This is a genomic window from Paraburkholderia sp. 35.1, from assembly GCF_050436525.1.
Classification (GTDB): Bacteria; Pseudomonadota; Gammaproteobacteria; order Burkholderiales; family Burkholderiaceae; genus Paraburkholderia; species Paraburkholderia tuberum.
In genome coordinates this window covers 1,849,039-1,870,783 of record NZ_JBNDMJ010000002.1, presented here as the reverse complement: position 1 = coordinate 1,870,783, position 21,745 = coordinate 1,849,039, and the positions used below count along the sequence as shown (strand labels likewise).

The window sequence follows — 21,745 nt, the reverse complement described above, 5'->3', positions numbered from 1 at the left end:
ACGCGTGGAGCAAACGATGAGTCAACTGCACGAGAACAGCATCATCATCGACGGGCTGAACATTTCGAAGTTCGAGCGCTCGGTGTTCGAGGACATGCGCAAGGGCGGCGTGACCGCAGTGAACTGCACGGTGTCGGTCTGGGAAAATTTTCAGAAGACCGTCGACAACATCGCCGAAATGAAGCAGCAAATCCGCCAATACAGCGAAATCCTCACGCTGGTGCGCACCACCGACGACATCTTCCGCGCCAAGGAAGAGAACAAGACCGGCATCATCTTCGGCTTCCAGAACGCGCATGCGTTCGAGGACAACCTCGGCTATATCGAAGCGTTCAAGGATCTCGGCGTCAACGTGGTGCAGCTTTGCTACAACACGCAGAACCTGGTCGGCACCGGCTGCTACGAACGTGACGGCGGTCTGTCCGGCTACGGGCGCGAAGTGATTCAGGAGATGAACCGCGTCGGCATCATGGTCGATCTGTCGCATGTGGGCGGCAAGACGTCGTCGGAGGCGATCGCGGCGTCGAAGAAGCCGGTCTGCTATTCGCATTGCTGCCCGTCCGGGCTCAAGGAGCATCCGCGCAACAAGACCGACGAGCAGTTGAAGGAGATCGCGGACGCGGGCGGCTTCGTCGGCGTGACGATGTTCCCGCCGTTCCTGAAGCGCGGACCGGACGCGACCGTCGAGGACTATATCGAGGCGATCGAGTACGTGGTGAACCTGATCGGCGAGGACCAGGTGGGGATCGGCACGGATTTCACGCAGGGCTACAGCACCGAGTTTTTCGACTGGATCACGCACGACAAGGGCCGTTATCGCCAGTTGACGAACTTCGGCAAGGTCGTGAATCCCGAAGGCATTCGCACGATCGGCGAGTTTCCGAACCTGACCGCCGCGATGGAACGCGCCGGCTGGAGCGAGACGCGCATCCGCAAGATCATGGGCGAAAACTGGGTAAGGGTGTTCGGCGAAGTCTGGACGGTGTGAGCTTTACCCCTTCTTTTATAGCGGATAAAAACGGAGCCTTCCCATGCAACCGCAACTGCCTATCGACGTCGATCCCGACACCGGCGTCTGGACCACCGACGCGCTGCCGATGCTGTACGTGCCGCGCCACTTCTTCACCAACAACCACGTCGCCGTCGAGGAAGCGCTCGGCCGCGATACGTACGCCGGGATTCTCTACAAGGCCGGTCACAAGTCCGCCTACTTCTGGTGCGAGAAGGAAGCGAAGCAACATGGTCTTGCCGGCATGGCGGTATTCGAGCATTACCTGAACCGTCTGTCGCAGCGCGGCTGGGGCATCTTCAGGATCATCGAAGCCGATCCGGCCAGCTCGCATGCGCGGATCGAATTGCGGCACTCGTCGTTCGTGCTCGCGCAACCGGGCAAGACCGGCAAGCTTTGCTACATGTTCGCCGGCTGGTTCGCGGGCGCGATGGACAGGGTCAACGATACCGCGCCCGACGGCGCGCGCAAGGGCCCGCCGTCGCAGTCGAAAGAAGCACGCTGCGCGGCGGAGGGACACGAGCACTGCGTGTTCGAAGTCTCGCCGCTCGCGTCAATCTAATCCGGGCATTCCGAGGTCGATCGCGATGCGTTACCCGAACCTTTTCAAGCCGCTCACGTTGAACCAGCTGACGCTGCGCAATCGCATCGTCAGTACCGCGCACGCGGAGGTCTATGCGGAGCCGGGTGGCCTGCCCGGCGACCGTTATATCCGCTACTACGAGGAAAAGGCGAAGGGCGGAGTCGGACTCGCCGTGTGCGGCGGTTCGAGCCCGGTGTCGATCGACAGCCCGCAAGGCTGGTGGAAGTCGGTGAATCTCGCCACCGACCGGATCGTCGATCCGCTCGCGCGGCTCGCCGAAGCGATGCATGCGCATGGCGCGAAAATCATGATTCAGGCCACCCACATGGGACGCCGCTCGGCGTTTCACGGCGAGCACTGGCCGCATCTGATGTCGCCGTCGGGAGTGCGCGAGCCGGTGCATCGCGGCAACGCGAAGATCATCGAGGTCGAAGAGATCCGCCGCATCATCGGCGACTTCGCGGCGGCCGCGAAGCGCGTGAAGGATGCGGGCATGGACGGCATCGAGATCTCGGCGGCGCACCAGCATCTGATCGATCAGTTCTGGAGCCCGCGCACCAACTTCCGTACCGACGAATGGGGCGGCTCGCTCGAAAACCGCCTGCGTTTCGGCGTCGAAGTGTTGCAGGCGGTGCGCGCGGCCGTGGGTGCCGACTTCTGCGTCGGCCTGCGCATGTGTGGCGACGAATTCCATGAAGACGGGCTTGATCACGAGCAGCTGAAAGAGATTGCCCAGGCGATGAGCGAAAGCGGTCTGATCGACTATCTCGGCGTGATCGGTTCCGGCGCGGACACCCACAATACGCTCGCCAACTGCATGCCGCCGATGGCGCTGCCGCCCGAGCCGTTCGTGCACCTCGCGGCCGGCATCAAGCAGGTCGTCAAGGTGCCGGTGATGCACGCGCAAAGCATTCGCGACGCCGGCCAGGCCGAGCGCTTGCTCGCGGGCGGCATGGTTGATCTGGTCGGCATGACGCGCGCCCAGATCGCCGATCCGCATATGGTCATCAAGATCCGCGATGGCCGCGAGGACGAAATCAAGCAGTGCGTCGGCGCGAACTACTGCATCGACCGTCAGTACAACGGGCTCGACGTGCTGTGCGTGCAGAACGCGGCGACCTCGCGCGAAGCGACGATGCCGCACGTGATCGCCAGGTCGCGCGGGCCGAAGCGCAAGGTCGTGGTGGTCGGCGCGGGGCCGGCGGGGCTCGAAGCGGCGCGCGTCGCGAAGTCGCGCGGTCACGACGTGGTGCTGTTCGAAAAGAGCGATCACGTGGGCGGCCAGATCATGCTGGCGGCGAAAGCGCCGCAGCGCGAGCAGATGGCGGGCATCGTGCGCTGGTTCGACATGGAGACGAAGCGCCTCGGCGTGGACCGCCGCCTCGGTGTCGCCGCCGACGAGCGGACCATCATGGCCGAGAAGCCCGACATCGTCGTGCTCGCCACCGGCGGTTCGGCGTTCACGTCGCAGGTCGCGGCGTGGGGCGTCGACGCGGGGCTCGCGGTCAGTTCGTGGGACGTGCTGGCCGGCAAAGTCGAGCCGGGCAGGAACGTGCTCGTGTACGACGGCGTCAGCACGCATGCGGGGGCGGGTGTGGCCGATTTCATCGCGAGCCGCGGCGCCAACGTGGAGATCGTCACGCCCGACGTGAAGGTCGCCGACGACGTCGGCGGCACCACGTTCCCGATCTTCTATCGCCGTCTGTACGCGCAAGGCGTGATCCATACGCCCAATTACTGGCTCGACAGGGTGTACGAGGAGGACGGCAAGAAGATCGCCGTGATCCGCAACGAGTACACCGAGGAGCAGGAGGAGCGCGCGGTCGATCAGGTGGTGATCGAAAACGGCAGTACGCCGAACGACCGGCTTTACTGGCAGCTGAAGCCTGAATCGGTCAATCGCGGCCAGGTCGACGTGCACAAACTGTTCGCGTCCGAACCGCAGCCGTGTCTCGACGAGCAGCTCGGCGACGGCCGCTTCCTGCTGTTCCGGGTCGGCGACTGCATCTCGATGCACAACATTCACGGCGCGATCTACGACGCGCTGCGCCTTTGCAAGGATTTCTGACGATGAGCCCCGTGTTTGTCATCACCGTCCTGCTGTGGGTGTCGGTGGCCGGTCTCGCGTTCGCGCTGGCGCGCCGCGCCGCCTACTGGCGCGAGGGCCGTGCGACCGTCGCGGGCGCCTATGGCTGGGCCAATTTGCTCGCGATCCCGAAGCGTTACTTCGTCGACCTGCATCATGTGGTCGCGCGCGATCCGTATATCGCCCGCACGCACGTTGCCACGGCGGGCGGAGCGATCCTCGCGATGGCGCTCGTGTTCGTCAACTACGGTCTCGCGATCTACTCGGCGTGGCTGGACAAACTGATCTTTCTCGCCGCGCTGGCGATGCTGATCGGCACGGTGTTCGTGTGGTGCCGCCGGCATGGCGCGAAGACGGTGCCGGCGCGACTCTCGCGCGGCCCGTGGGATCAGTTGCCGTTGCTACTGGGCGCGTTCGCGCTCGGTCTCGCGCTGTTCATCGCGCTTCCGGCGACGATGATGTCCGGTGCGCTCGCGGTGATCGTCGCGCTGCTGATCGCGGCGGGCGCGTTCACGATGACGTTCGGCGCGGCGCGTGGCGGCCCGATGAAACATGCGTTGGCCGGACTGCTGCATCTCGCGTTTCATCCGCGTCAGGAGCGCTTTGCCGATTCCACCGCAGCGCGCCACGCTGGCGATGCCGTGCCGCCCACCGCGCTTAAAACCCCGCTGCTCGACGCGAAGGAATACGGCGTCGGCAAGCCGGTCGAATTCCGCTGGAACCAGTTGCTCAGCTTCGACGCCTGCGTGCAATGCGGCAAATGCGAAGCGGCGTGCCCCGCGTTCGCGGCCGGTCAGCCTCTCAATCCGAAGAAGCTGATTCAGGATCTGGTAACCGGCATGGTCGGCGGCACCGACGCGCAGTACGCAGGCAGCCCGACGCCCGGCATTCCGGTCGGCAAGCACGCGGGCGCGCCCGCCAAGCCGCTGATCTCGACGCTGATCGAAGCGGACACGCTGTGGTCCTGCACGACCTGCCGCGCCTGCGTGCAGGAGTGCCCGATGCTGATCGAGCACGTGGACGCGATCGTGGACATGCGCCGCAATCAGACGCTCGTCGAAGGCAGCGTGCCGGGCAAGGGGCCGGCGACGCTCGCGAATCTGCGCGAAACCGGCAGCCTCAACGGCTACGACATCGGCGCGCGCTACGACTGGGCCGTCGATCTGCAGGTGCAGCTCGCGCAGCCGGGCCGTCACGTGGACGTGCTGCTGATCGCCGGCGAAGGCGCGTTCGACATGCGCTATCAGCGCACGCTGCGCGCGCTCGTCAAGGTGCTGAACCGCGCGGGCGTCGATTACGCGGTGCTGGGCGGTGTCGAGACCGATACCGGCGACACCGCGCGGCGGCTCGGCGACGAAGCGACGTTTCAGCAACTGGCCCGTACGCTGATCGGGACGCTCGCGCAGTACTCGTTCGCGCGCATCGTTACCGCCGATCCGCATGTGCTGCATAGCCTGCGCAACGAGTATCGCGCGCTCGGCGGGTTCTATCAGGTCCAGCATCACACGGCGCTGATCGACGAACTGATCGCGAGCGGCAAGCTGTCGCCGCGCGCGGCCGCCGCCGTCGCGGAGCGCAACATCACGTATCACGACCCGTGCTATCTGGGCCGCTACAACGGCGAGACGGAAGCGCCGCGCCGGGTGCTGAAGAGCATCGGTATCAAGGTGGTCGAGATGGAGCGTCACGGCCTGCGTGGACGCTGCTGCGGCGGTGGCGGCGGCGCACCGCTCATCGATATTCCCGGCAAACGGCGGATTCCCGACATCCGTATCGACGACGCGCGCGCGAGCGGCGCAGAAATCGTCGCGGTCGGCTGCCCGAATTGCACCGCGATGCTCGAAGGGGTGGTGGGGCCGCGACCGGAAGTGCTGGACGTGGCCGAACTGGTCGCCGCGGCGCTGGAGTAACGCGATGATGAATACGCTCAAACGAATCGATCCGCGCCGGCCGTTCACGGTGACGGCACAGGGACTCAGGCGCATCACGCTCGGCGTCGTTGGCATCGCGGACGCCGGCGGCAGTGCGTCGCTGGCTGATGCGCGTCACGCCGCGCATCGCGAACAGCCGAAGCCGCGCCGCACGACGGCCGCGCCGCGCCATGTGCTGCTGGTCGCGGCGCACGCGGAGCGCGGCGCGCTCGATGAACATGCGCGCCAGACGCTCGCGGCCGCCGCGCTGATCGCGGACACGCACAGCGAAGTCGTGCTGCTGGTGTTCGGCGAATTCACCGGCGATGCCGCCGCGCTCGGCGCCGACAAGCTGATCGAATTGCCGATGTTCGATCGCCGCACGTACGCGCCGGACGATGAACTGAATGCGCTGGCGGCCTGCGTCGCGGCCTATGCGCCAGCCCATGTCTTGCTGCCCGACAACGCGACCGGCGACGGCGACCTCGGCCGCCGCTATGCGGCGGAGGCCGATGCAAGCGTCGCGACGCACGTCGTCGAGATCTCTGCCGGGCACGTGTGCACCTATATTCGCGCGAATTCGGCGCTCGCCAGCCGCGCGCTGCCCGAGGTCGTGCTGCTCGAGCCGAATGCGGTCGATCCGAAGCTGCCGTTCGTCGGCGCGGGCGAGCGGGTCGCGTGGCGCTTCGAGCGCGAAGCGGACAGCACGGTCGCGCAACGCGCGATACACGATCTCGGCATCGACAAAATCGACGCCGCGCAGGTCGCGCTGGAAGAGGCGGATTTCATCGTGTCGGCGGGCAACGGCGTCAGCGACGTGCCCGCGTTCGAGCGACTCGCGACGACCCTCGGCGCGGCGATCGGTGCCAGCCGGGTTGCCGTCGACGACGGCAAGTTCACGCGCGACAAGCAGATCGGCGCGACCGGCAAGACCGTCGAGGCGAGCGTGTATATCGCGTTCGGCATCTCGGGGGCGGTGCAGCATCTGCAAGGCATCAAGGATTGCCGCCATGTGATCGCGGTGAATCTCGACGCGAGCGCGCCGATCGCGAAGCGCGCGAATCTGACCGTGATCGCCGACGCGCAGGAAACCATCGCGGCGCTCAACGAGGCGGCGGCCGCGGCGCGCGGTGCCCGCGCCACCTCGGCCGCGCTGCTGCGGCCGGGCAAGCTTGCCGAAGGAGTGCTCGCATGAAGATCGCCGTGCTGGTTTCAGTCGGACGTCACCCGGTCAGCGGCGTCGCGCGCTACAGCCGCAACGATGCGGCGGCGTTGACGCTGGCGCTGTCGCTCGTCAGAACGCATGGCGCGACGCTCGACGTGCTGCACGCGGGCGATCCGTCGAACGCCGCGTTGAACGAGTATCTGGCGCTCGGCGCGGGTTCGGTCGAAGTGCTCGAGATGCCGCCCGACGCCGATCCTGCGCCGCAACTCGTCGGGCGTTTGCGTGACTACGAGCTGGTGCTGACCGGCACGCGCGCCGAAGGCGGTTTCGATAGCGGCATGCTGCCGTATCGCGTCGCGCATGCGCTGGCGGTGCCGCTCGTCGGCGCCGCCGTCGATCTGGCGCTGCGCGACGGTCGAGCGCAGGTCCGGCAGTTCATGCCGAAGGGCCTACGACGGCGCGTCGAAGTGCGGCTGCCGGCATTGGTTGCCGTGCATCCGCTCGCGAACGTCGCGACGTCGTACGCGTATGCACGAATGCGCGAAGGCACGATCGAGCGCGCCGTCGCGCCGGTCGCCGACGCGCGGCACGGCACCACTCCCGAACAGTCCGCATGGACGATCGGCCCCGCCACAGCGAAACCGGTGCGCCTCGCCGCCGCCGAAAAGCGCTCGGGCCACGCGCGCATGCTGTCGGCGACGACGACCGAGAGCCGCGGCGGCAGCGTCGTAATTGAAGGGAGTTCCGTCGAAAAAGCACAAGTGATACTCGCGTATTTGCGCGAGCATCAACTGGTGGATTACTGAATTCCGGCTCGGGCCAGCATGCGACCAGGAGGGCCTGGCGCGGCGCCAGACGTGACACGCAACGGAGCAAACAATGAAAGTTTCCGCAGACGTTCGCGCAATGATCGAACGCCGCAAGCAGAATTACACGCTGGAAGCGCCGTTCTATACGAGCGAGGATATTTTCGCGCTCGACATCGATGCGATTTTCCGTCGGCACTGGATTCAGGTCGCGGTCGAGCCCGACGTGCCCGAACCGGGCGACTATGTGACGGTCGAGATCGGCGACGATTCGATCCTGATCGTGCGCGACGACGACATGCGGGTGCGTGCGTTTCATAACGTATGCCGCCACCGCGGCGCGCGTCTGTGCAATACCGGCAAGGGCTCGCTCGGCAATATCGTCTGTCCGTATCACAGCTGGACGTATAGCCTCAATGGCGACCTGATGTTCGCCGAGCACATGGGCGAGCAGTTCGAGCGCTGCAAACATAGTCTGAAAGCGGTGCATGTCGAAAATCTCGCCGGATTGATTTTCATCTGCCTCGCCGAGCGGCCGCCCGCCGATTTCGCCGTGATGCGCGCCGCGATGGAACCGTATCTGTTGCCGCACGATCTGGCCGGCTGCAAGATCGCCGCGTCGATCGACATCATCGAGCAAGGCAACTGGAAGCTGACGATGGAAAACAATCGCGAGTGCTATCACTGCGTGGCGAACCATCCGGAGCTGACCATCTCGCTGTACGAATACGGTTTCGGTTATCAGCGCACGCCGGCGAACGAGGAGGGCATGGCCGCGTTCGAGACGACGGTCGCGCGCCGCACCGCGCAGTGGGAGGCGATGCAGTTGCCGTCGGCGGAAATCGAGCGGCTCGCCGACCTGGTCACCGGGTTTCGTACGCAACGTCTGCCGCTCGATCGCGACGGCGAATCGCAGACACTCGACGCGAAGGTCGCCTCGAAGAAGCTGCTCGGCGGTTTGAAGCATGCGGATCTCGGCGGCCTGTCGTTCTGGACCCAGCCGAACTCGTGGCATCACTTCATGAGCGACCACATCGTCAGTTTCTCGGTGATTCCGCTGTCGGCCGGCAAGACGCTGGTGCGCACCAAATGGCTCGTGCACAAGGACGCGCGCGAAGGCATCGATTACGACCTCGACAATCTGACCGCCGTGTGGCGCGCGACCAACGACCAGGATCGCGCGCTCGTCGAATATTCGCAGCGCGGCGCGACGAGCAGCGCGTATGAGCCGGGTCCTTATTCGCCGTTCACCGAAGGACTCGTCGAAAAGTTCTGCGAGTGGTATATCGGCCGTCTCGGGGATTACGACGGGAACTCACGGGCGGTGCACGACGAGAAAGTCGTGTCGTTCGTGCGCTGAGCGCAAGACCGCAATGAGAAGCGGGGGGACAACCATGATGCGCGATCAGGCCATGTTTCAACCGGACATCGAGCAGACTTTGCAGAATCCAGCTGACGCGCCGAGCCGCGTCACGCAGCCGCGCTTCTGGGACGCGCTGCCGGCGTGCTGGAACAGCGACGCCGACGACACGCTGGAGTGCTGCCAGGTCCGCGGCGAAACGCACGACGTGAAGAGTTTCTTCTTCCGCGCGCCATCCGGTCGGGCGTTCGTGTTCGAGCCGGGGCAATTCATCACGCTGGAGTTGGAGATTGACGGCGAGCGCGTCAATCGCTGCTATACGATCTCGTCTGCGCCCACCCGGCCGCATACGATTTCGATCACCGTCAAGCGTGTGCCGGGCGGCCCGGTGTCCAACTGGCTGCACGACCATCTGCATGCCGGTATGCAGGTACGCGTGCTGGGCCCAGCCGGCGAATTCACCTGCGCGCGGCATCCGGCGCGCAAGTTGCTGTTTTTGTCGGCGGGCTCGGGCATCACGCCGCTGATGTCGATGAGCCGCGCGCATCATGAACTCGGCGAGGACAGCGATATCGTCTTCGTGCACAGCGCGCGCACGCCGGACGACATCATCTTCGCGCGCGAGCTCGATCTGATCGCCGCCAATCAGGCGCATTTCCGCACCGCGTTCGTCTGCGAACGCGTGGGCACGCGCACCAATTGGCCCGGCATCACCGGCTTTCTGACGCTGCCGCTGCTGAAACTGATTGCGCCGGATTTTCTGGAGCGCGAGATTTTCACGTGCGGCCCCGCGCCGTATATGCAGGCGGTCCGCAATCTGCTCGATGAAGGCGGCTTCGATCGCCAGCACTATCACGAGGAAAGCTTCTCGTTCGAGACCGTCAGCGAAGTGGCCGCGCAATTGGCCGAAGCGCATCTCGCGCACACGCTGAGCGATACGTGCGCGCCGGCCGAAACCGCCACGCGTTTCAAGGTGAGCTTTACGCGCAGTCATCGCGAGATCGAGTGCGGCGGCGGCCAGCATGTGCTCGATGCGGCGAAGCAGGCGGGCGTGCGGCTGCCGGCGTCGTGCACGCAAGGCATGTGCGGCACCTGCAAGGTGAAGCTCGTGTCCGGCGAAGTGGCGATGAAGCACGCGGGCGGTATCCGTCAGCGCGAGATCGATCAGGGCATGGTGCTGCTGTGCTGTAGCAAGCCGCTGACCGATCTCGTCGTCGACAAGTAATACGACTGATCACACCACAACAACACGGCAAACACTGGGCGGATTTGCGTGGATGTCGCATGCGGACAACTGCATGTCGAAAAACAACGCTACCCGGCAATTCTGGTTGGCGATTCTAAATACGCGATGTGCGGTTCGATGGCAAACGCGTCAATGGGCAAATGGATCAACGGGAGAACGTCGATGAGACTGATCGGAAAGGTAGTGGTGGCAAGCGCGTTGGGGGTGATGCTGGCGGCGGTCAGTGCGGGCGTGTCGGCCGATTCGAAACCGACCATCAAGATCGGTTACGTGGAGGGCTGGGACGATAGCGTGGCGACCTCGAACGTGGCCGCCGAGGTGATCGAAAAACGCCTCGGTTATCAGGTGCAACTGGTGCCGGTGGCGGCCGGCGTGATGTGGCAGGGCGTGGCGCGCGGCGATCTCGACGCGACGCTATCCGCGTGGCTGCCGGTCACGCACGGCGCCTACTGGAACAACTTCAAGGACAAGGTGGTCGACCTCGGGCCGAACTTCAACGACGCGAAGATCGGTCTGATCGTGCCGGACAACGCGGACGTGAAGAGCGTCGGCGATCTGCAGGCGAAGAAAGCCGAGTTCGGCGCGCGCATCGTCGGCATCGACGCCGGCGCGGGTGTGATGCAGAAAACCAGCGAGGCGATCAAGGCCTATGGGCTCGACTATCAGCTGATGCCGAGTTCCGGAAGCGCGATGACCGCCGAACTGGCGCGCTCGGAGGCGGCCAGCAAGCCGATCATCGTGACCGGATGGAAGCCGCACTGGATGTTCGCCAAGTACAAGCTGAAATTCCTCGACGATCCGAAGAAGGTATTCGGTGAAGCCGAGCACGTGGATAGCGTGGTGAATCCCGAACTCGAGAAAAAAGCGCCGACAGTGGTCGCGTTCCTGAAGAAGTTCCAATGGAAGCCGGGCGAGATCGACACGGTGATGCTGGCCACGCAGAATGGCGAAAAGCCGGCCGCAGCGGCCGACGCGTGGGTCAGCGCGCATGCGGACCGGGTGGATAGCTGGGTGAAGTAACTCGGCCTGGCGTCGGCGCAGCACACGAAAACGCCGCTTTTCAGCGGCGTTTTTCTGTTTACCGCAGCACGACGGTGCGCTCGCCGTTGATGAACACACGTCGCTCGACGAACGCCTTGACCGCGCGCGCGAGCGTAATGCATTCGACGTCGCGTCCGGTCGTCAGCAGCCGTTCGGGGCTGTACGAGTGATCGACCGGTTCGACTCCCTGCTCGATGATCGGACCTTCGTCGAGATCGTCGGTGACGAAATGCGCGGTGGCGCCGATTACCTTGACGCCGCGCGCATGGGCCTGATGATACGGTCTCGCTCCCTTGAAACCGGGTAGGAACGAATGGTGGATATTGATCGCGCGCCCGGCGAGCGCCCGGCTCGTTTCGGCGGACAGGATCTGCATGTAGCGCGCGAGAATCAGCAGTTCCGCGCCGGACGTATCGAACAGCTCGAGCAGGCCGGCTTCCTGTTGTGGCTTCGTGTCGGCTGTAATCGGCAGATGATGGAACGGCAGGCCGTGCGCTCGCGCGAGCGGTTCGAGATCGCGATGATTGGAGCCGATGCCGACGATGTCCATCTTCAGTTCGCCCATGCGCCAGCGAAACAGCAGGTCGGCGAGACAGTGTTCGAGCCTGGAAACCATGATCAGGACTTTCGGCCGGCTCGACAGATCGTGGATCGCCCACGTCATCCGGAAGCGTTCGGCGATCGGCGCGAATTCCTGCTTCAGCGTGGCGATCTGCAGCGCATCGTCGCGATCGACGTGGTGAAACACGCAGCGCACGAAAAAGCGCTCGCTCAGTTCGTCGTCGAATACGGTGAGTTCGTCGACATAGCAACGATGCCGTTCGAGAAAGCCAGCGACGGCGGCAACCTGGCCCGCCGCGCTCGGACACGCGACGGTGAGAACCCCTTGAGCAGGACGGGAAATGGCGGACATAAGCTCTCCACATTGACGATCAGGCGAGGCCGCGGGGTGCGGCGCGCATCGTCGCAGTAGAGCAAATCGGGCGATAACGCGGATAGAAGCTAACCGCCGTTGCGCTGGAATGGGAGCGCCAGGAGGATCGGCCGTGCTAATCCGCAGGCTCCGCCGCGAGCCTTCGCTTCAGCGTATCGATCAACGCGCGCACCTTCGCCGGCGGGTGACTCGTCGGCGGGAACACGGCCTGAATGCTCGCCGGTGCGCTCGCCCATTCGGGCAGCAGCCGGATCAGCCGTCCCGCCGCGACGTCGTCCGCGATCGAAAAATCCGTCAACAGACCGATGCCGCCGCCCGCGAGCGTCGCCGCGCGGCAGGCATCGGCCGTGTTGACGCGCAACGCGGACGCGCAGCGCACGCTCGCGATCTTGCCGTCGACGTGCCGCAAATCGAGCGTCAACGGATGCGGCAGCACCGACAACGCGCAATAGGGCAGCGTCTCCAGCGCGGCCGGCGTGCCCGGCATGCCCCACGTGCGCAGGAACTCCGGACTCGCGACGAGCCATTTGACGAAGCTGCCGAGCTTCACCGCGCGATAGTTGGAATCCGCGAGGCGACCAAGCCGGATCGCTACATCGATGCCATCGGCGATCAGATCGACGTAGCGGTCGCTGCTCAGCAGCTCGACGTCGAGCTGCGCATGCGTGCGGCGCAATTCGACCAGCGCGGGCGCGACGACGAGCGTGCCGTAGTCGTTCGGCGCACTGACGCGCAGCGTGCCGCGCACCGGCGAGGTTTCCCCGCCCAGCGCGTTCAGCGCGTCCTCGGTGGCGCGCAGAATCTTCACGCTCGCCTCGTAGAACGTGCGGCCCGCCTCGGTGACGCCGAGCCGCCGGGTGGTGCGCACCAGCAGGCTCGCGCCGACTTCCGCCTCGAGCCTCTGCATGTGCGTGCTGACCATCGTCTTCGCGAGCCCGAGCCGCGTCGCGGCGGCGCTCAGCGAGCCCGCGTCGATGACCGCGACGAAGATCGCGAGGCGGTTCAGGTTCACGTTGCGCACATCGGCCATGATCGATTGTCCATTCTCGCTTGACTGTGTTTCCCGGATTATCGGGCTTCCGCGCGACAGTGCCTACGCCTTATGCTGGGCGTGTCATTCAACGTATCCGGAGCCATCCATGCCCGCTGCCAGACCCACCGAGCCTATCAAGCTGTATACGACGCTGCTTTCAGGCCACGGTCATCGCGTGAAGCTGTTTCTGACGCTGCTCGATCTGCCGTTCGAGGTCATCGAGCTGAACATGAAGGCGGGCGACAACCGCAAGCCCGAGTACCTCGCGCTGAACCCATTCGGTCAGGTGCCGACGATTCAGGACGGCGAGCTCACGCTGTTCGATTCGAACGCGATTCTGGTCTATCTGGCGAAGCGCTATGGCGACGCATCGTGGCTGCCGGACGATCCGCGCGGCGCCGCGGCGGTGCAGCGCTGGCTGTCGCTCGCGGCTGGCCAGATCGCCTACGGGCCGTGCGCGGCGCGGCTCGTGACCGTGTTCGGCGCGCCGCTCGACCACCAACGTGCGAAGCAGATCGCCGTCAAGCTGTTCGACGTGATCGACGAGGAGCTTGCCGGTAAGCCGTTCGTGGCTGGCGCGAACGTCACGATCGCCGATATCGCCGCGCACACGTATATCGCTCACGCGCCCGAGGGCGGCGTGTCGTTGCAGCCGTATCCGAACATTCGCACGTGGCTGCAGCGCGTGGAGGCACTGCCGCGTTTCATCGCGATGCCTTCGACGAAGGCGGGCTTGCTGGCGGCGTGATACGCGTTGACGGCTGCGTCAGATCTTGCAAAGGAGTCCGATCATGTCCGAGTTCGTCCCGTTGAATAACTGGGCAAGCGCCGCGTCGCCGTTTCATGCCGGCGAGCAGGATGCGCAGCAGCGCGCGGGTGTGCGTGAGGTGGCCGAGTCGATGGGACGTCGGGGCATTCGCCGATTCATGCCTGAGCAGCATCGCGAGTTCTTTGCCGCGCAGCCGTTCGTCGTGATTGGCGGCGTCGATGCGAGCGCTCAGCCGTGGGCGACGCTGCGTGCGGGTGCGCCGGGTTTCGTCTCGTCACCGGATGCGCGGACACTGCGCATCGAAGGTGGCACATTGGCTGGCGATCCGCTCGCCGCGGGTTGGCGGGAAGGCGCGCAGCTCGGTGCGCTGGGCATCGAGCCGCGTACGCGGCGGCGCAATCGGGCAAATGGCGTCGTCCGGTCCGTGGCAGGCGACACGTTGCAGGTCGAAGTCATGCAGAGCTTCGGCAATTGCCCGAAGTATATCCAGAGCCGCGCGCCGTCTTTCATCGAGCGGGACCCGGCCGCGACGCGCGCGCAGCCCGAGATCGCCACGCTTCTGAGCAGTGCCGACCGCGAGTTGCTCGCGAGCGCGGACACGTTCTTTATCGCCAGCGCGAATCTGAGCGAGGAAGCGGGCCCGGGAAAGGGGATCGACGTTTCCCATCGCGGCGGTGCGCCGGGCTTCGTGCGCGTGGACGACGCAACTACGCTGACCACGCCCGACTACAGCGGCAACCGCTTTTTCAACACGATCGGCAACCTCGTGCACGATCCGCGCGCGGGTCTGCTGTTTATCGACTTCGCAACCGGCGATCTGCTTTATCTGGCGGTGCGAGCAGAGATCATCTGGGACGGCGACGAACTCGCGGCATTTGCGGGCGCGCAGCGACTCGTGCGGTTTCATGTGAGCGAAGTGCGGCGCAGTCGCGGCGCGTTGCCGTTCCAATGGTCGGAGGTCGAACTGGCGCCGCAGTTTCTGCCAAAGGTTCGAGAAAGCGCCTGAGCCGATGCGCACGCGCGTGCTTTAGCTGGGTACGGCCACCGTTTTACTGCGCATTCCGGCCGAGCCGATAAGACACGCCGAGTCTGGTGGCCAGTTGCCATACATAGACTCGCGAGTACGAAATGCCAAACTGACGGCTTATCAGCTCGCGCATGCGCGCATTGCTCCAGCCGTCGGCGTCGAAGCCATAGTCCCGCGGCGAGGCCCTCAGCGCCTGGGCCAACCAGTCCAGATCAGCCACCGCGAGTGCGGAATGGCGGCCGCCGACACTCATGTTTCTCAGCGCCTCGAGCCCGCCTTGCTCCAATAGCTTGCGATATCGCTCGACGGTGGTCTTTGCCATGCCCATCTGTCTCGCGACCTCGGCCGCGGCGACGCCGTCGAGCAGTTTCTTGCCCGCCGTGAGACGCCGCGCGACGGTCGGCAAATCGTCATTTGGTCGATGCATCGGAGAACTCCGCCGTTGGGTCGCTGACCGGACTGCAATCGGTTATGGGGTAGACAGTGAGGAGGGCGCGCCACCTACAGATAATCGAAAAGTCGCCCGCTGTGTCCAAAAGAATAAAAAATCAATCGCGTCTTTCCTCTGATAGAAAATCACGCAATCCGCCCGTAAGGCGGTTACACGATGTTTTCTTTCTAAAATACTAAATATCTCTCTTGCGATTGAATTTAACGTTTGCTAACCTGATTGACGTGATTTTAAACAGTCGGCTCGCTCTGGCAGCCCGGATAGCGCCAGGCCGCATACGGCTTGACGTCAGGCGCTTTTAAGTGCGGGCAGCAGCTCGGAAGACTGAACCGTTTGAGTGCGCGGATTCCTGTTTTGCGAATGTAATTGGAATGCATCTTTCGATGCAGGATGGCGATTCGCCGGAAAGCTGCAAAAAAGGTGCTGAAGATTGAAAATCCTTCGCGGCGTTTTTCCAGCGGATTATATGTAAACGGGACATTCGCGCAGAGTGGCGTTGTGAAGCGTGACTCCAGTAACCACCCGCTTAATTTTAGCTGCGTCGTTGAACACCGGAAGTATTTTGTGGGGGTAGTTTCCGACTCGATACGCATAACCGCGATAAAAGCTGACAGCGCTTTCATCGGTTGCCATTTGGGCGCTTGCAAGCTGGCGGTAAGGAGAACGACATGAACATGGATAGGACCCGCGATATTGCCGCGATGCTACTGCGTGCCGCGAAACGCAAAAGACTCGTGACTTATCAGGAACTGCACGCGCTTTTCGGTCGCGACGAACCGTTGCAAAGCCGCTATCGCGCATTGGAGAACGCGGCGCGTTCACTGAGCGATTGCGCGTCGCTCGACTACGGCTGCCTGATGAGCCTCGACAACGGCCTGCCGGGCGATGACTTCTTTAATCGCTTCAGGCACGGCAGGCCGCGTGAGTACGAAAAGGTGATGGGCTTCGGATCGGCGGGACGCTCGATGACGAAGAAGCGACTGATTGCGGATGCCGAGCGTCTGCGCGTGTTCGAACATGCATCTCAGATCGCGGCAAGTGGGAGGGTGGCGAACACGTTGCGCCCGTATGCCACGTCGAAATGCACGTAGCCCATTCACAGTCGCTCAACGACGACACGCTCGCCGGTTGAGAGAAATGCGAAACGTCTCTAAGCCACAAGGCAATAGCCGACGATAAAAAATCCGCGCGAGCTGCGATAGCGGCATTGGCTTTCGCTACCAAGCTTATTCTCGTGGTGCGCAAAGCAGTATTTAACAGTTGTCTAATTTCGGCATGTGGCGTGCGTAAATTAATCTGTACGCACGGCCGCGTCTTAATTCATGAGGGCTCTGATTGGGGGGGGCCGCCCATAAAAATTGGAATTGAATTGTTGCGCCAGTTTTGTTGGTCACTGAATCGGGCTGCACCCGGCGTCAGTTGTGGCAGGCGAAAGAGCCGCGGTTCGGACGATTCGCGATGGTCACCGGGCACCGGTGTGTGCATCACTTGTGGCGGAGGGCCGACACGCGGCACGCGCATCGACGGTGGCCTGTGCGATGCGTACTGGAAGCATTTTTCTGAAGCATCCACAATTTGACATAAGATAAATTATCAACATTTGTGATGTCGAGGCCAGATAGAAATGTCGCAGGGCTGGCTAAATACAGATGTCGTAGTCTTGATGTCGGGTTTGAGTCTGTCTTTAACGGTTTGAATCCACGTAGTGTCGAAGGACAGCCTTGAACGGGCAGGGCGTGTCAGTCCGTTCAGCGAGTGCGTGCAGACCGTTGGCCAGGTGTTGAAGGCGTCTTCGACTGCTGTGCGATCTGCACGATTGCCTGGTTCAGGTCGGCTCGGGTGAATGCGCGTTGCTTCTTCGTGCCGGGTGAGGGTTTGGGTTTGCGTACCGCCGCACCACGATTCGTACGTGATGGCGAGCCCGAGATCCGGCGGTTGTCGCGCTGCGCCTGCAGGGCTTGCGCGACCTGCAGCGCATGACCGAGGCGCTTGTGCTCGATCACGGCACCCTGATCAATCTCCGCGAGCTTGTCGTACGGCACACAGGGCAGCACGACGCCGTCCGCGCGGATCTCAAGGCGCCCGTCCGGATACTCCCACACGTCGATGTAGCGGCCGATCAGCCTGCGGGTCGCCGGCGTATCGTCGAGCAGCCAGATCACGCGATCGTTCAGCAGCGTCAGCGCATCCGACACCTTGCGCTGGACCCGCCACGTCAGGATCGTGTCGAGATTCTCGTCGGCGCGCAGCGGCCGGTGCGCATCGTACGTGCTTCTAGGCAGCTTCGCGAAACGCGCGTTATAAGCGGCCATGAAGGCGCAGGCATAAGCGTTCGCGGCTTCGATGGTGCTGATATCGCGCAAACGCAGTTCCTTCACGAGGCGGTCCTGCAGCGTCAGGTGAGCCCGTTCGACACGCCCCTTGGCGGGGCTGCTGTTGGCGCAGAACGCGTCGATGTTCAGCTCGTACATCGCGCGGCCGAACTGCGTGACGCCTTTGCCCGCCGTCTCCGCGCGCTTCTTGACATGGAACACGCTGGCGCGGTCGCTGTAGAACGCCACCGGCTTGCCATGCCTTTCGAGATACGCGCGCGTCGCCTCAAAGTAGCTGAAAGTCGACTCGGTCGCTGTGAAGTGCAGCGCCATGATCCGGCTGGTGGCATCGTCGACATACACCAGCAGCGTGCACGCCGGTGCCCGTTCCTCAAACCAGTGATGGTCACTGCCGTCGATCTGCACCAGTTCGCCGAAACAGGCGCGTCGGGCACGCGGCTGATAGACCTTCGGCGGTCGCTGTTTGCGCGGCACCCACAGGCCCGCGTCCGTCATCAGGTGCCGCACGGTTTCCTTCGACAGCACCAGCCCATGGCATTCACGCAGCTTCTCGCACGCGAGCGTCGGCCCGAAATCCGCGTAGCACTCGTGGATCAGTCCGAGCGCCCGGTCAAGCACCGTCTGCGGCAACTGATGATTGCTGCGCACGCCGCGCCGCTGCGAAACGAGCCCAGCGGCGCCTTCGTCGCGGTAGCGGATCACAAGCCGCTCGACCTGGCGTCGGCTCAAACCCAGCCGTTCAGCAGCGCGCCAGGTCATCAGCCGCGCCTCGGCAACCGCCTCAATGACCTTCAGCCGGTCAAGCTCCTGCATGCTCATCGTGATCGTCCCGGTGCGCGTCATGGCGGTCTCCACAGGCAGGAAAACCGCACCAGCATGCGCTACAGATCCCTGGGGTACGACATCTGTACTTTGCTCAGGTACGACACTACTACTTTGCTCCCACATGTGATGTAACGGCAAAACTGTAATGTCGTACCTAAGCAAAGCTGAAGCGTCGCAGTCGCAGCATTTTCCAAATCGGCCCAACGAGATTTACCAAAGCTGTCAGAGAAGTCCGCTTTAGATTTAATGATCGAGCTCAATCGCCTGAGGGCTTTATGTACGCTGGCGCACATTGTGCGCGCCTCGTAGGGGATATTTTGCAATACGGTCGTAGAATAAAAAGCGAATGGAAATTTGGGCTATGGACACCCTGACAGACGTGCGTGGGCATACAGAGACTAAGCGGATTCGAATCGACAAAAGCGTCGCTTTGAAGTCTTTTGATGACGTGATTCCGCAGGAGACGATCGTCGAAATCAACGACTTCATCGACCACCTGTTTGGCACGACGGCACCGCGCTCGCAGTCCGGCGCAGAGATTGCAGAGATGCTGCGTCGCGGTCAGGCCTTTCGCGAACTCGAACAGACGATCTGCGCGAATGCGCGCGCGATGGCCGCGAAGTTCGGTCGGACAAACTTACCGACTGAGCCGTTCCACGTACTGCGCTGTGCGAGCAAGACTTCGTTGACCGAGAGCCACTGCCGCCACTACGACTCGCACCTGCTGACGCTGCTGATTCCGCTTCAGCTCGCACCCGACGGAGTTCACAACGGCGACCTCGTGATGTACCGCAAGCCGCGCCTGTCCGTAACGACGCTGACCAACGTGATCTGCAAGATGCGCCATGGCTTCCTGCAAAGCCTGCCGCTCAGCTGGCGCAGCTGGCATACCTTGCATGATCTGCGGGTCGGCAACTGCAAGCGCATTCCGGTCAAGCCGGGCAGCGTCTACGAATTCAACGGCTTCGCACTTCAGCATGCGAACCTCGACGTACAGAACGGACAGCGGCGCACGCTCCTCATTCACTACTACGACCCAGGCCACTCGCTCGGTCTGAGCGGCGTGCTGCGGCGCGGACGGATCGGCTGAGGACCGCCCCGCAAGCCTGAAATCGTCCACGTTGGCTTGCCGATTCCGAAATCGCACATCGTAAGTCCTCCTGAATCGAACCAGAGGCCTTGCTTGCGATCGCAATGCACAAATGCACCACGGCCCGCGGCACGCCCGCCGCTGCGCGCGCCTGCCATCGCACTGCCCTATCGCGCCGACAAAGCAAGCGGATTTCACTTTGCCTTTAATCCGGCATAGACTGAATTTTCCGTTAGATGCTTTCTCCGCACTTGCCGTGGCCATTGCCGTGCGCGGCGACGGATGTTTTTGTCGTGCTCCACGAGCCGATGGCAGCCTAACCGGTTCGTGCCTGAACAACACTGAAAAGGGACGACTTATCATGGCCGATACCGGTTACATGGCACGCAAAACCGTTGCTGATATCGTCGCCAGCGCCGACGCCGAAGAAGGCCGTCACCTGTCGAAAACGCTGGGCGCGACGAGTATCACCGCGATGGGCATCGGCGCGATCATCGGCGCAGGCATCTTCGTGCTGACGGGGACCGCCGCCGCGCAGTTCGCGGGGCCGGCCATCACGCTGTCGTTCGTGCTGGGCGGCATCGCGTGCGCGTTCGTCGGCCTGTGCTATTCGGAGCTTGCGGCGATGCTGCCCGTGTGCGGGAGCAGCTACACGTACACGTATGCGACGCTCGGCGAGATCTTCGCGTGGATGATCGGCTGGGACCTGATCCTGGAGTACGCGATGGGCGCCGCGACCGTCGCGGTCGGTTGGTCCGGCTATATCGTGAGCCTGTTGCGCAATGTCGGCATCGACATTCCACCTACCCTCGCCGCCGCCCCCGGCACCGTCGTCAAACTGGCCGATGGCTCGACGGTCACCGGCGTGATCAACCTGCCGGCGGTGTTGATCATCGCGATCCTGACCACGTTGCTCGTGTTGGGGACCAAGGAGTCGGCGCGGCTCAACAACGTGATGGTCGCGATCAAGCTGACCGTGGTGGTCGCGTTTATCGCCGTCGGCGTGTTTTTCATCAAGCCGGAACACTGGCATCCGTTCATTCCTGCCAATACCGGCCAGTTCGGCAGTTTCGGCATGAGCGGTATTCTGCGCGGCTCGGCCGTGGTGTTCTTCGCGTTCATCGGCTTCGATGCGGTGTCGACCGCCGCGCAGGAAGCGCGACAGCCGCAGCGCGACATGCCGATCGGCATTCTCGGCTCGCTGATCATCTGTACGGTGCTGTACATCCTCGTCGCCGGCGTGCTGACCGGCCTCGTTGCGTACCCCGAGCTGAACGTTCCTGATCCGATCGCCAAGGGCGTCGACGTGATCGGGCTCACGTGGTTCTCGATCCTGATCAAAATCGGCGCGTTGACGGGGCTGACCACCGTGATACTCGTGCTGCTCTACGGACAAAGCCGCATCTTCTTCACGATGTCGCAAGACGGTTTGTTGCCGCACTTTTTCTCGAGGGTCCATCTGCGTCTGCATACACCCTATCTGAGTCAGATCCTGATCGGCACCGTCGTCGCGATCGTCGCGGCGCTGACACCGATCGGCGTGCTCGGCGAGATGGTCAGCATCGGCACCCTGTTCGCGTTCGTCCTCGTGTGCGGCGCGGGTGATCTATCTGCGGCGCAGCGACGCCGAGGCGACGCGTCCATTCCGGGCGCCCGGCGTGCCGGTCGTGCCAGTGCTCGGCATTCTGTTCTGCCTGCTGCTGATGGTGGGCTTGCCGCTCGTCACGTGGCTGCGGCTCGTCGTGTGGCTCGTGATCGGCATGACGATTTATCTGTCATACGGCCGCAACCATTCGGCGTTGCGGCATCCGGAGCGCAAACGTACGTGAGTGTGTGGCGACTCGGAATATTATTTTCAGGCGCATCGATTTCGATGACAATTGCATGCCTTTGAATTGCGGCAATTGCTGGATGGCAATTGACATGTAATTGACAATTACCATTCAAGATCTCGTCTGCGAGCGGGAATCCCCCGGTCGTGACCGCTGTGTCCGCCGCCTGGTGGTTGCCTGGTGGTCGCGAGTCCATTCCACTCGCGGCCACCAAGAATAAATTGACAAGCCACCCAGACACGGTA

The 21,745-nt window shown here is 63.4% G+C and carries 17 protein-coding genes and 2 pseudogenes; 14 read left to right on the top strand and 5 right to left on the bottom strand.

Annotation, left to right across the window (positions count from 1 at the left end; translation table 11 throughout):
• Nucleotides 1-16 precede the first annotated feature (16 nt).
• The 9 genes from OKW27_RS14600 (at nt 17) to OKW27_RS14560 (ending at nt 11,185) form a co-directional block, all read left to right on the top strand.
• Complete coding sequence (locus OKW27_RS14600; protein WP_429333903.1) at nt 17-988, top strand: dipeptidase; 972 nt, start codon at nt 17-19, stop codon at nt 986-988.
• Between the two features lie 43 nt (nt 989-1,031).
• Nucleotides 1,032-1,571 carry a DUF5943 domain-containing protein gene (locus tag OKW27_RS14595; protein ID WP_429333902.1) on the top strand — a complete coding sequence of 180 codons (540 nt, stop codon included), beginning with the start codon at nt 1,032-1,034 and terminating at the stop codon, nt 1,569-1,571.
• A gap of 25 nt (nt 1,572-1,596) precedes the next feature.
• Nucleotides 1,597-3,660, top strand: coding sequence for an FAD-dependent oxidoreductase (locus OKW27_RS14590; RefSeq protein ID WP_429333901.1), 2,064 nt, complete (start codon nt 1,597-1,599; stop codon nt 3,658-3,660).
• Between the two features lie 2 nt (nt 3,661-3,662).
• A complete protein-coding gene (locus OKW27_RS14585; RefSeq protein WP_429333900.1) occupies nt 3,663-5,588 on the top strand; it encodes a (Fe-S)-binding protein in 1,926 nt (641 codons plus the stop codon).
• Nucleotides 5,589-5,595: 7 nt separating this feature from the next.
• Nucleotides 5,596-6,783 carry an electron transfer flavoprotein subunit alpha/FixB family protein gene (locus tag OKW27_RS14580; RefSeq protein WP_429334600.1) on the top strand — a complete coding sequence of 396 codons (1,188 nt, stop codon included), beginning with the start codon at nt 5,596-5,598 and terminating at the stop codon, nt 6,781-6,783.
• Nucleotides 6,780-7,559 (top strand): electron transfer flavoprotein subunit beta/FixA family protein, encoded by a 780-nt coding sequence (locus OKW27_RS14575; RefSeq protein WP_429333899.1) that lies wholly within the window; start codon nt 6,780-6,782, stop codon nt 7,557-7,559. The genes OKW27_RS14580 and OKW27_RS14575 overlap by 4 nt, the downstream gene beginning before the upstream one ends.
• A 73-nt stretch (nt 7,560-7,632) precedes the next feature.
• A complete protein-coding gene (locus OKW27_RS14570) occupies nt 7,633-8,919 on the top strand; it encodes an aromatic ring-hydroxylating oxygenase subunit alpha (RefSeq protein WP_429333898.1) in 1,287 nt (428 codons plus the stop codon).
• A gap of 34 nt (nt 8,920-8,953) precedes the next feature.
• Nucleotides 8,954-10,144, top strand: coding sequence for a 2Fe-2S iron-sulfur cluster-binding protein (locus tag OKW27_RS14565; protein WP_429333897.1), 1,191 nt, complete (start codon nt 8,954-8,956; stop codon nt 10,142-10,144).
• A gap of 183 nt (nt 10,145-10,327) precedes the next feature.
• Nucleotides 10,328-11,185 carry a glycine betaine ABC transporter substrate-binding protein gene (locus OKW27_RS14560; RefSeq protein WP_090810004.1) on the top strand — a complete coding sequence of 286 codons (858 nt, stop codon included), beginning with the start codon at nt 10,328-10,330 and terminating at the stop codon, nt 11,183-11,185.
• Nucleotides 11,186-11,243: 58 nt separating this feature from the next.
• Here OKW27_RS14560 and purU read toward each other — a convergent pair whose 3' ends face one another.
• Complete coding sequence (purU, locus tag OKW27_RS14555) at nt 11,244-12,119, bottom strand: formyltetrahydrofolate deformylase (protein WP_184046876.1); 876 nt, start codon at nt 12,117-12,119, stop codon at nt 11,244-11,246.
• A gap of 136 nt (nt 12,120-12,255) precedes the next feature.
• Nucleotides 12,256-13,170: a LysR family transcriptional regulator gene (locus OKW27_RS14550; RefSeq protein ID WP_090810000.1), complete on the bottom strand. Its 915-nt coding sequence runs from the start codon at nt 13,168-13,170 to the stop codon at nt 12,256-12,258.
• Nucleotides 13,171-13,279: 109 nt separating this feature from the next.
• Here OKW27_RS14550 and OKW27_RS14545 point away from each other — a divergent pair, with 109 nt between their 5' ends.
• Nucleotides 13,280-13,921, top strand: coding sequence for a glutathione S-transferase family protein (locus tag OKW27_RS14545; protein ID WP_429333896.1), 642 nt, complete (start codon nt 13,280-13,282; stop codon nt 13,919-13,921).
• Nucleotides 13,922-13,964: 43 nt separating this feature from the next.
• Nucleotides 13,965-14,921, top strand: a pseudogene (locus OKW27_RS14540) (pyridoxamine 5'-phosphate oxidase family protein); the annotation flags it as partial.
• A 70-nt stretch (nt 14,922-14,991) separates the two neighbouring features.
• Here the strand turns inward: OKW27_RS14540 and OKW27_RS14535 are convergent.
• Together OKW27_RS14535 and OKW27_RS14530 are read right to left on the bottom strand one after the other, a co-directional pair.
• Entirely contained in the window at nt 14,992-15,396 is a 405-nt protein-coding gene (locus tag OKW27_RS14535) for a helix-turn-helix domain-containing protein (RefSeq protein ID WP_090809994.1), read from the bottom strand.
• A 254-nt stretch (nt 15,397-15,650) separates the two neighbouring features.
• Nucleotides 15,651-16,043 carry a hypothetical protein gene (locus OKW27_RS14530; protein ID WP_429333895.1) on the bottom strand — a complete coding sequence of 131 codons (393 nt, stop codon included), beginning with the start codon at nt 16,041-16,043 and terminating at the stop codon, nt 15,651-15,653.
• 45 nt (nt 16,044-16,088) lie between these two features.
• Between OKW27_RS14530 and OKW27_RS14525 the strand changes: the two genes are divergently transcribed.
• Nucleotides 16,089-16,511 (top strand): hypothetical protein, encoded by a 423-nt coding sequence (locus tag OKW27_RS14525; protein WP_429333894.1) that lies wholly within the window; start codon nt 16,089-16,091, stop codon nt 16,509-16,511.
• Between the two features lie 657 nt (nt 16,512-17,168).
• Here the strand turns inward: OKW27_RS14525 and OKW27_RS14520 are convergent.
• Nucleotides 17,169-18,596: an ISNCY family transposase gene (locus tag OKW27_RS14520; protein WP_429332122.1), complete on the bottom strand. Its 1,428-nt coding sequence runs from the start codon at nt 18,594-18,596 to the stop codon at nt 17,169-17,171.
• 412 nt (nt 18,597-19,008) lie between these two features.
• On the opposite strand from OKW27_RS14520, the gene OKW27_RS14515 reads away from it, so the two are divergent.
• Both OKW27_RS14515 and OKW27_RS14510 read left to right on the top strand, forming a co-directional pair.
• Complete coding sequence (locus OKW27_RS14515; RefSeq protein WP_429333893.1) at nt 19,009-19,668, top strand: hypothetical protein; 660 nt, start codon at nt 19,009-19,011, stop codon at nt 19,666-19,668.
• A 361-nt stretch (nt 19,669-20,029) separates the two neighbouring features.
• Nucleotides 20,030-21,497, top strand: a pseudogene (locus OKW27_RS14510) (amino acid permease).
• The last annotated feature ends 248 nt before the right edge of the window (nt 21,498-21,745 follow it).

Coding starts and splice junctions, on each gene's coding strand:
- OKW27_RS14600 (WP_429333903.1), top strand. CDS start 17: ATGAGTCAACTGCACGAGAACAGCATCATCATCGACGGGCTGAACATT.
- OKW27_RS14595 (WP_429333902.1), top strand. CDS start 1,032: ATGCAACCGCAACTGCCTATCGACGTCGATCCCGACACCGGCGTCTGG.
- OKW27_RS14590 (WP_429333901.1), top strand. CDS start 1,597: ATGCGTTACCCGAACCTTTTCAAGCCGCTCACGTTGAACCAGCTGACG.
- OKW27_RS14585 (WP_429333900.1), top strand. CDS start 3,663: ATGAGCCCCGTGTTTGTCATCACCGTCCTGCTGTGGGTGTCGGTGGCC.
- OKW27_RS14580 (WP_429334600.1), top strand. CDS start 5,596: ATGAATACGCTCAAACGAATCGATCCGCGCCGGCCGTTCACGGTGACG.
- OKW27_RS14575 (WP_429333899.1), top strand. CDS start 6,780: ATGAAGATCGCCGTGCTGGTTTCAGTCGGACGTCACCCGGTCAGCGGC.
- OKW27_RS14570 (WP_429333898.1), top strand. CDS start 7,633: ATGAAAGTTTCCGCAGACGTTCGCGCAATGATCGAACGCCGCAAGCAG.
- OKW27_RS14565 (WP_429333897.1), top strand. CDS start 8,954: ATGATGCGCGATCAGGCCATGTTTCAACCGGACATCGAGCAGACTTTG.
- OKW27_RS14560 (WP_090810004.1), top strand. CDS start 10,328: ATGAGACTGATCGGAAAGGTAGTGGTGGCAAGCGCGTTGGGGGTGATG.
- purU (WP_184046876.1), bottom strand. CDS start 12,119: ATGTCCGCCATTTCCCGTCCTGCTCAAGGGGTTCTCACCGTCGCGTGT.
- OKW27_RS14550 (WP_090810000.1), bottom strand. CDS start 13,170: ATGGCCGATGTGCGCAACGTGAACCTGAACCGCCTCGCGATCTTCGTC.
- OKW27_RS14545 (WP_429333896.1), top strand. CDS start 13,280: ATGCCCGCTGCCAGACCCACCGAGCCTATCAAGCTGTATACGACGCTG.
- OKW27_RS14535 (WP_090809994.1), bottom strand. CDS start 15,396: ATGCATCGACCAAATGACGATTTGCCGACCGTCGCGCGGCGTCTCACG.
- OKW27_RS14530 (WP_429333895.1), bottom strand. CDS start 16,043: ATGAAAGCGCTGTCAGCTTTTATCGCGGTTATGCGTATCGAGTCGGAA.
- OKW27_RS14525 (WP_429333894.1), top strand. CDS start 16,089: ATGAACATGGATAGGACCCGCGATATTGCCGCGATGCTACTGCGTGCC.
- OKW27_RS14520 (WP_429332122.1), bottom strand. CDS start 18,596: ATGACGCGCACCGGGACGATCACGATGAGCATGCAGGAGCTTGACCGG.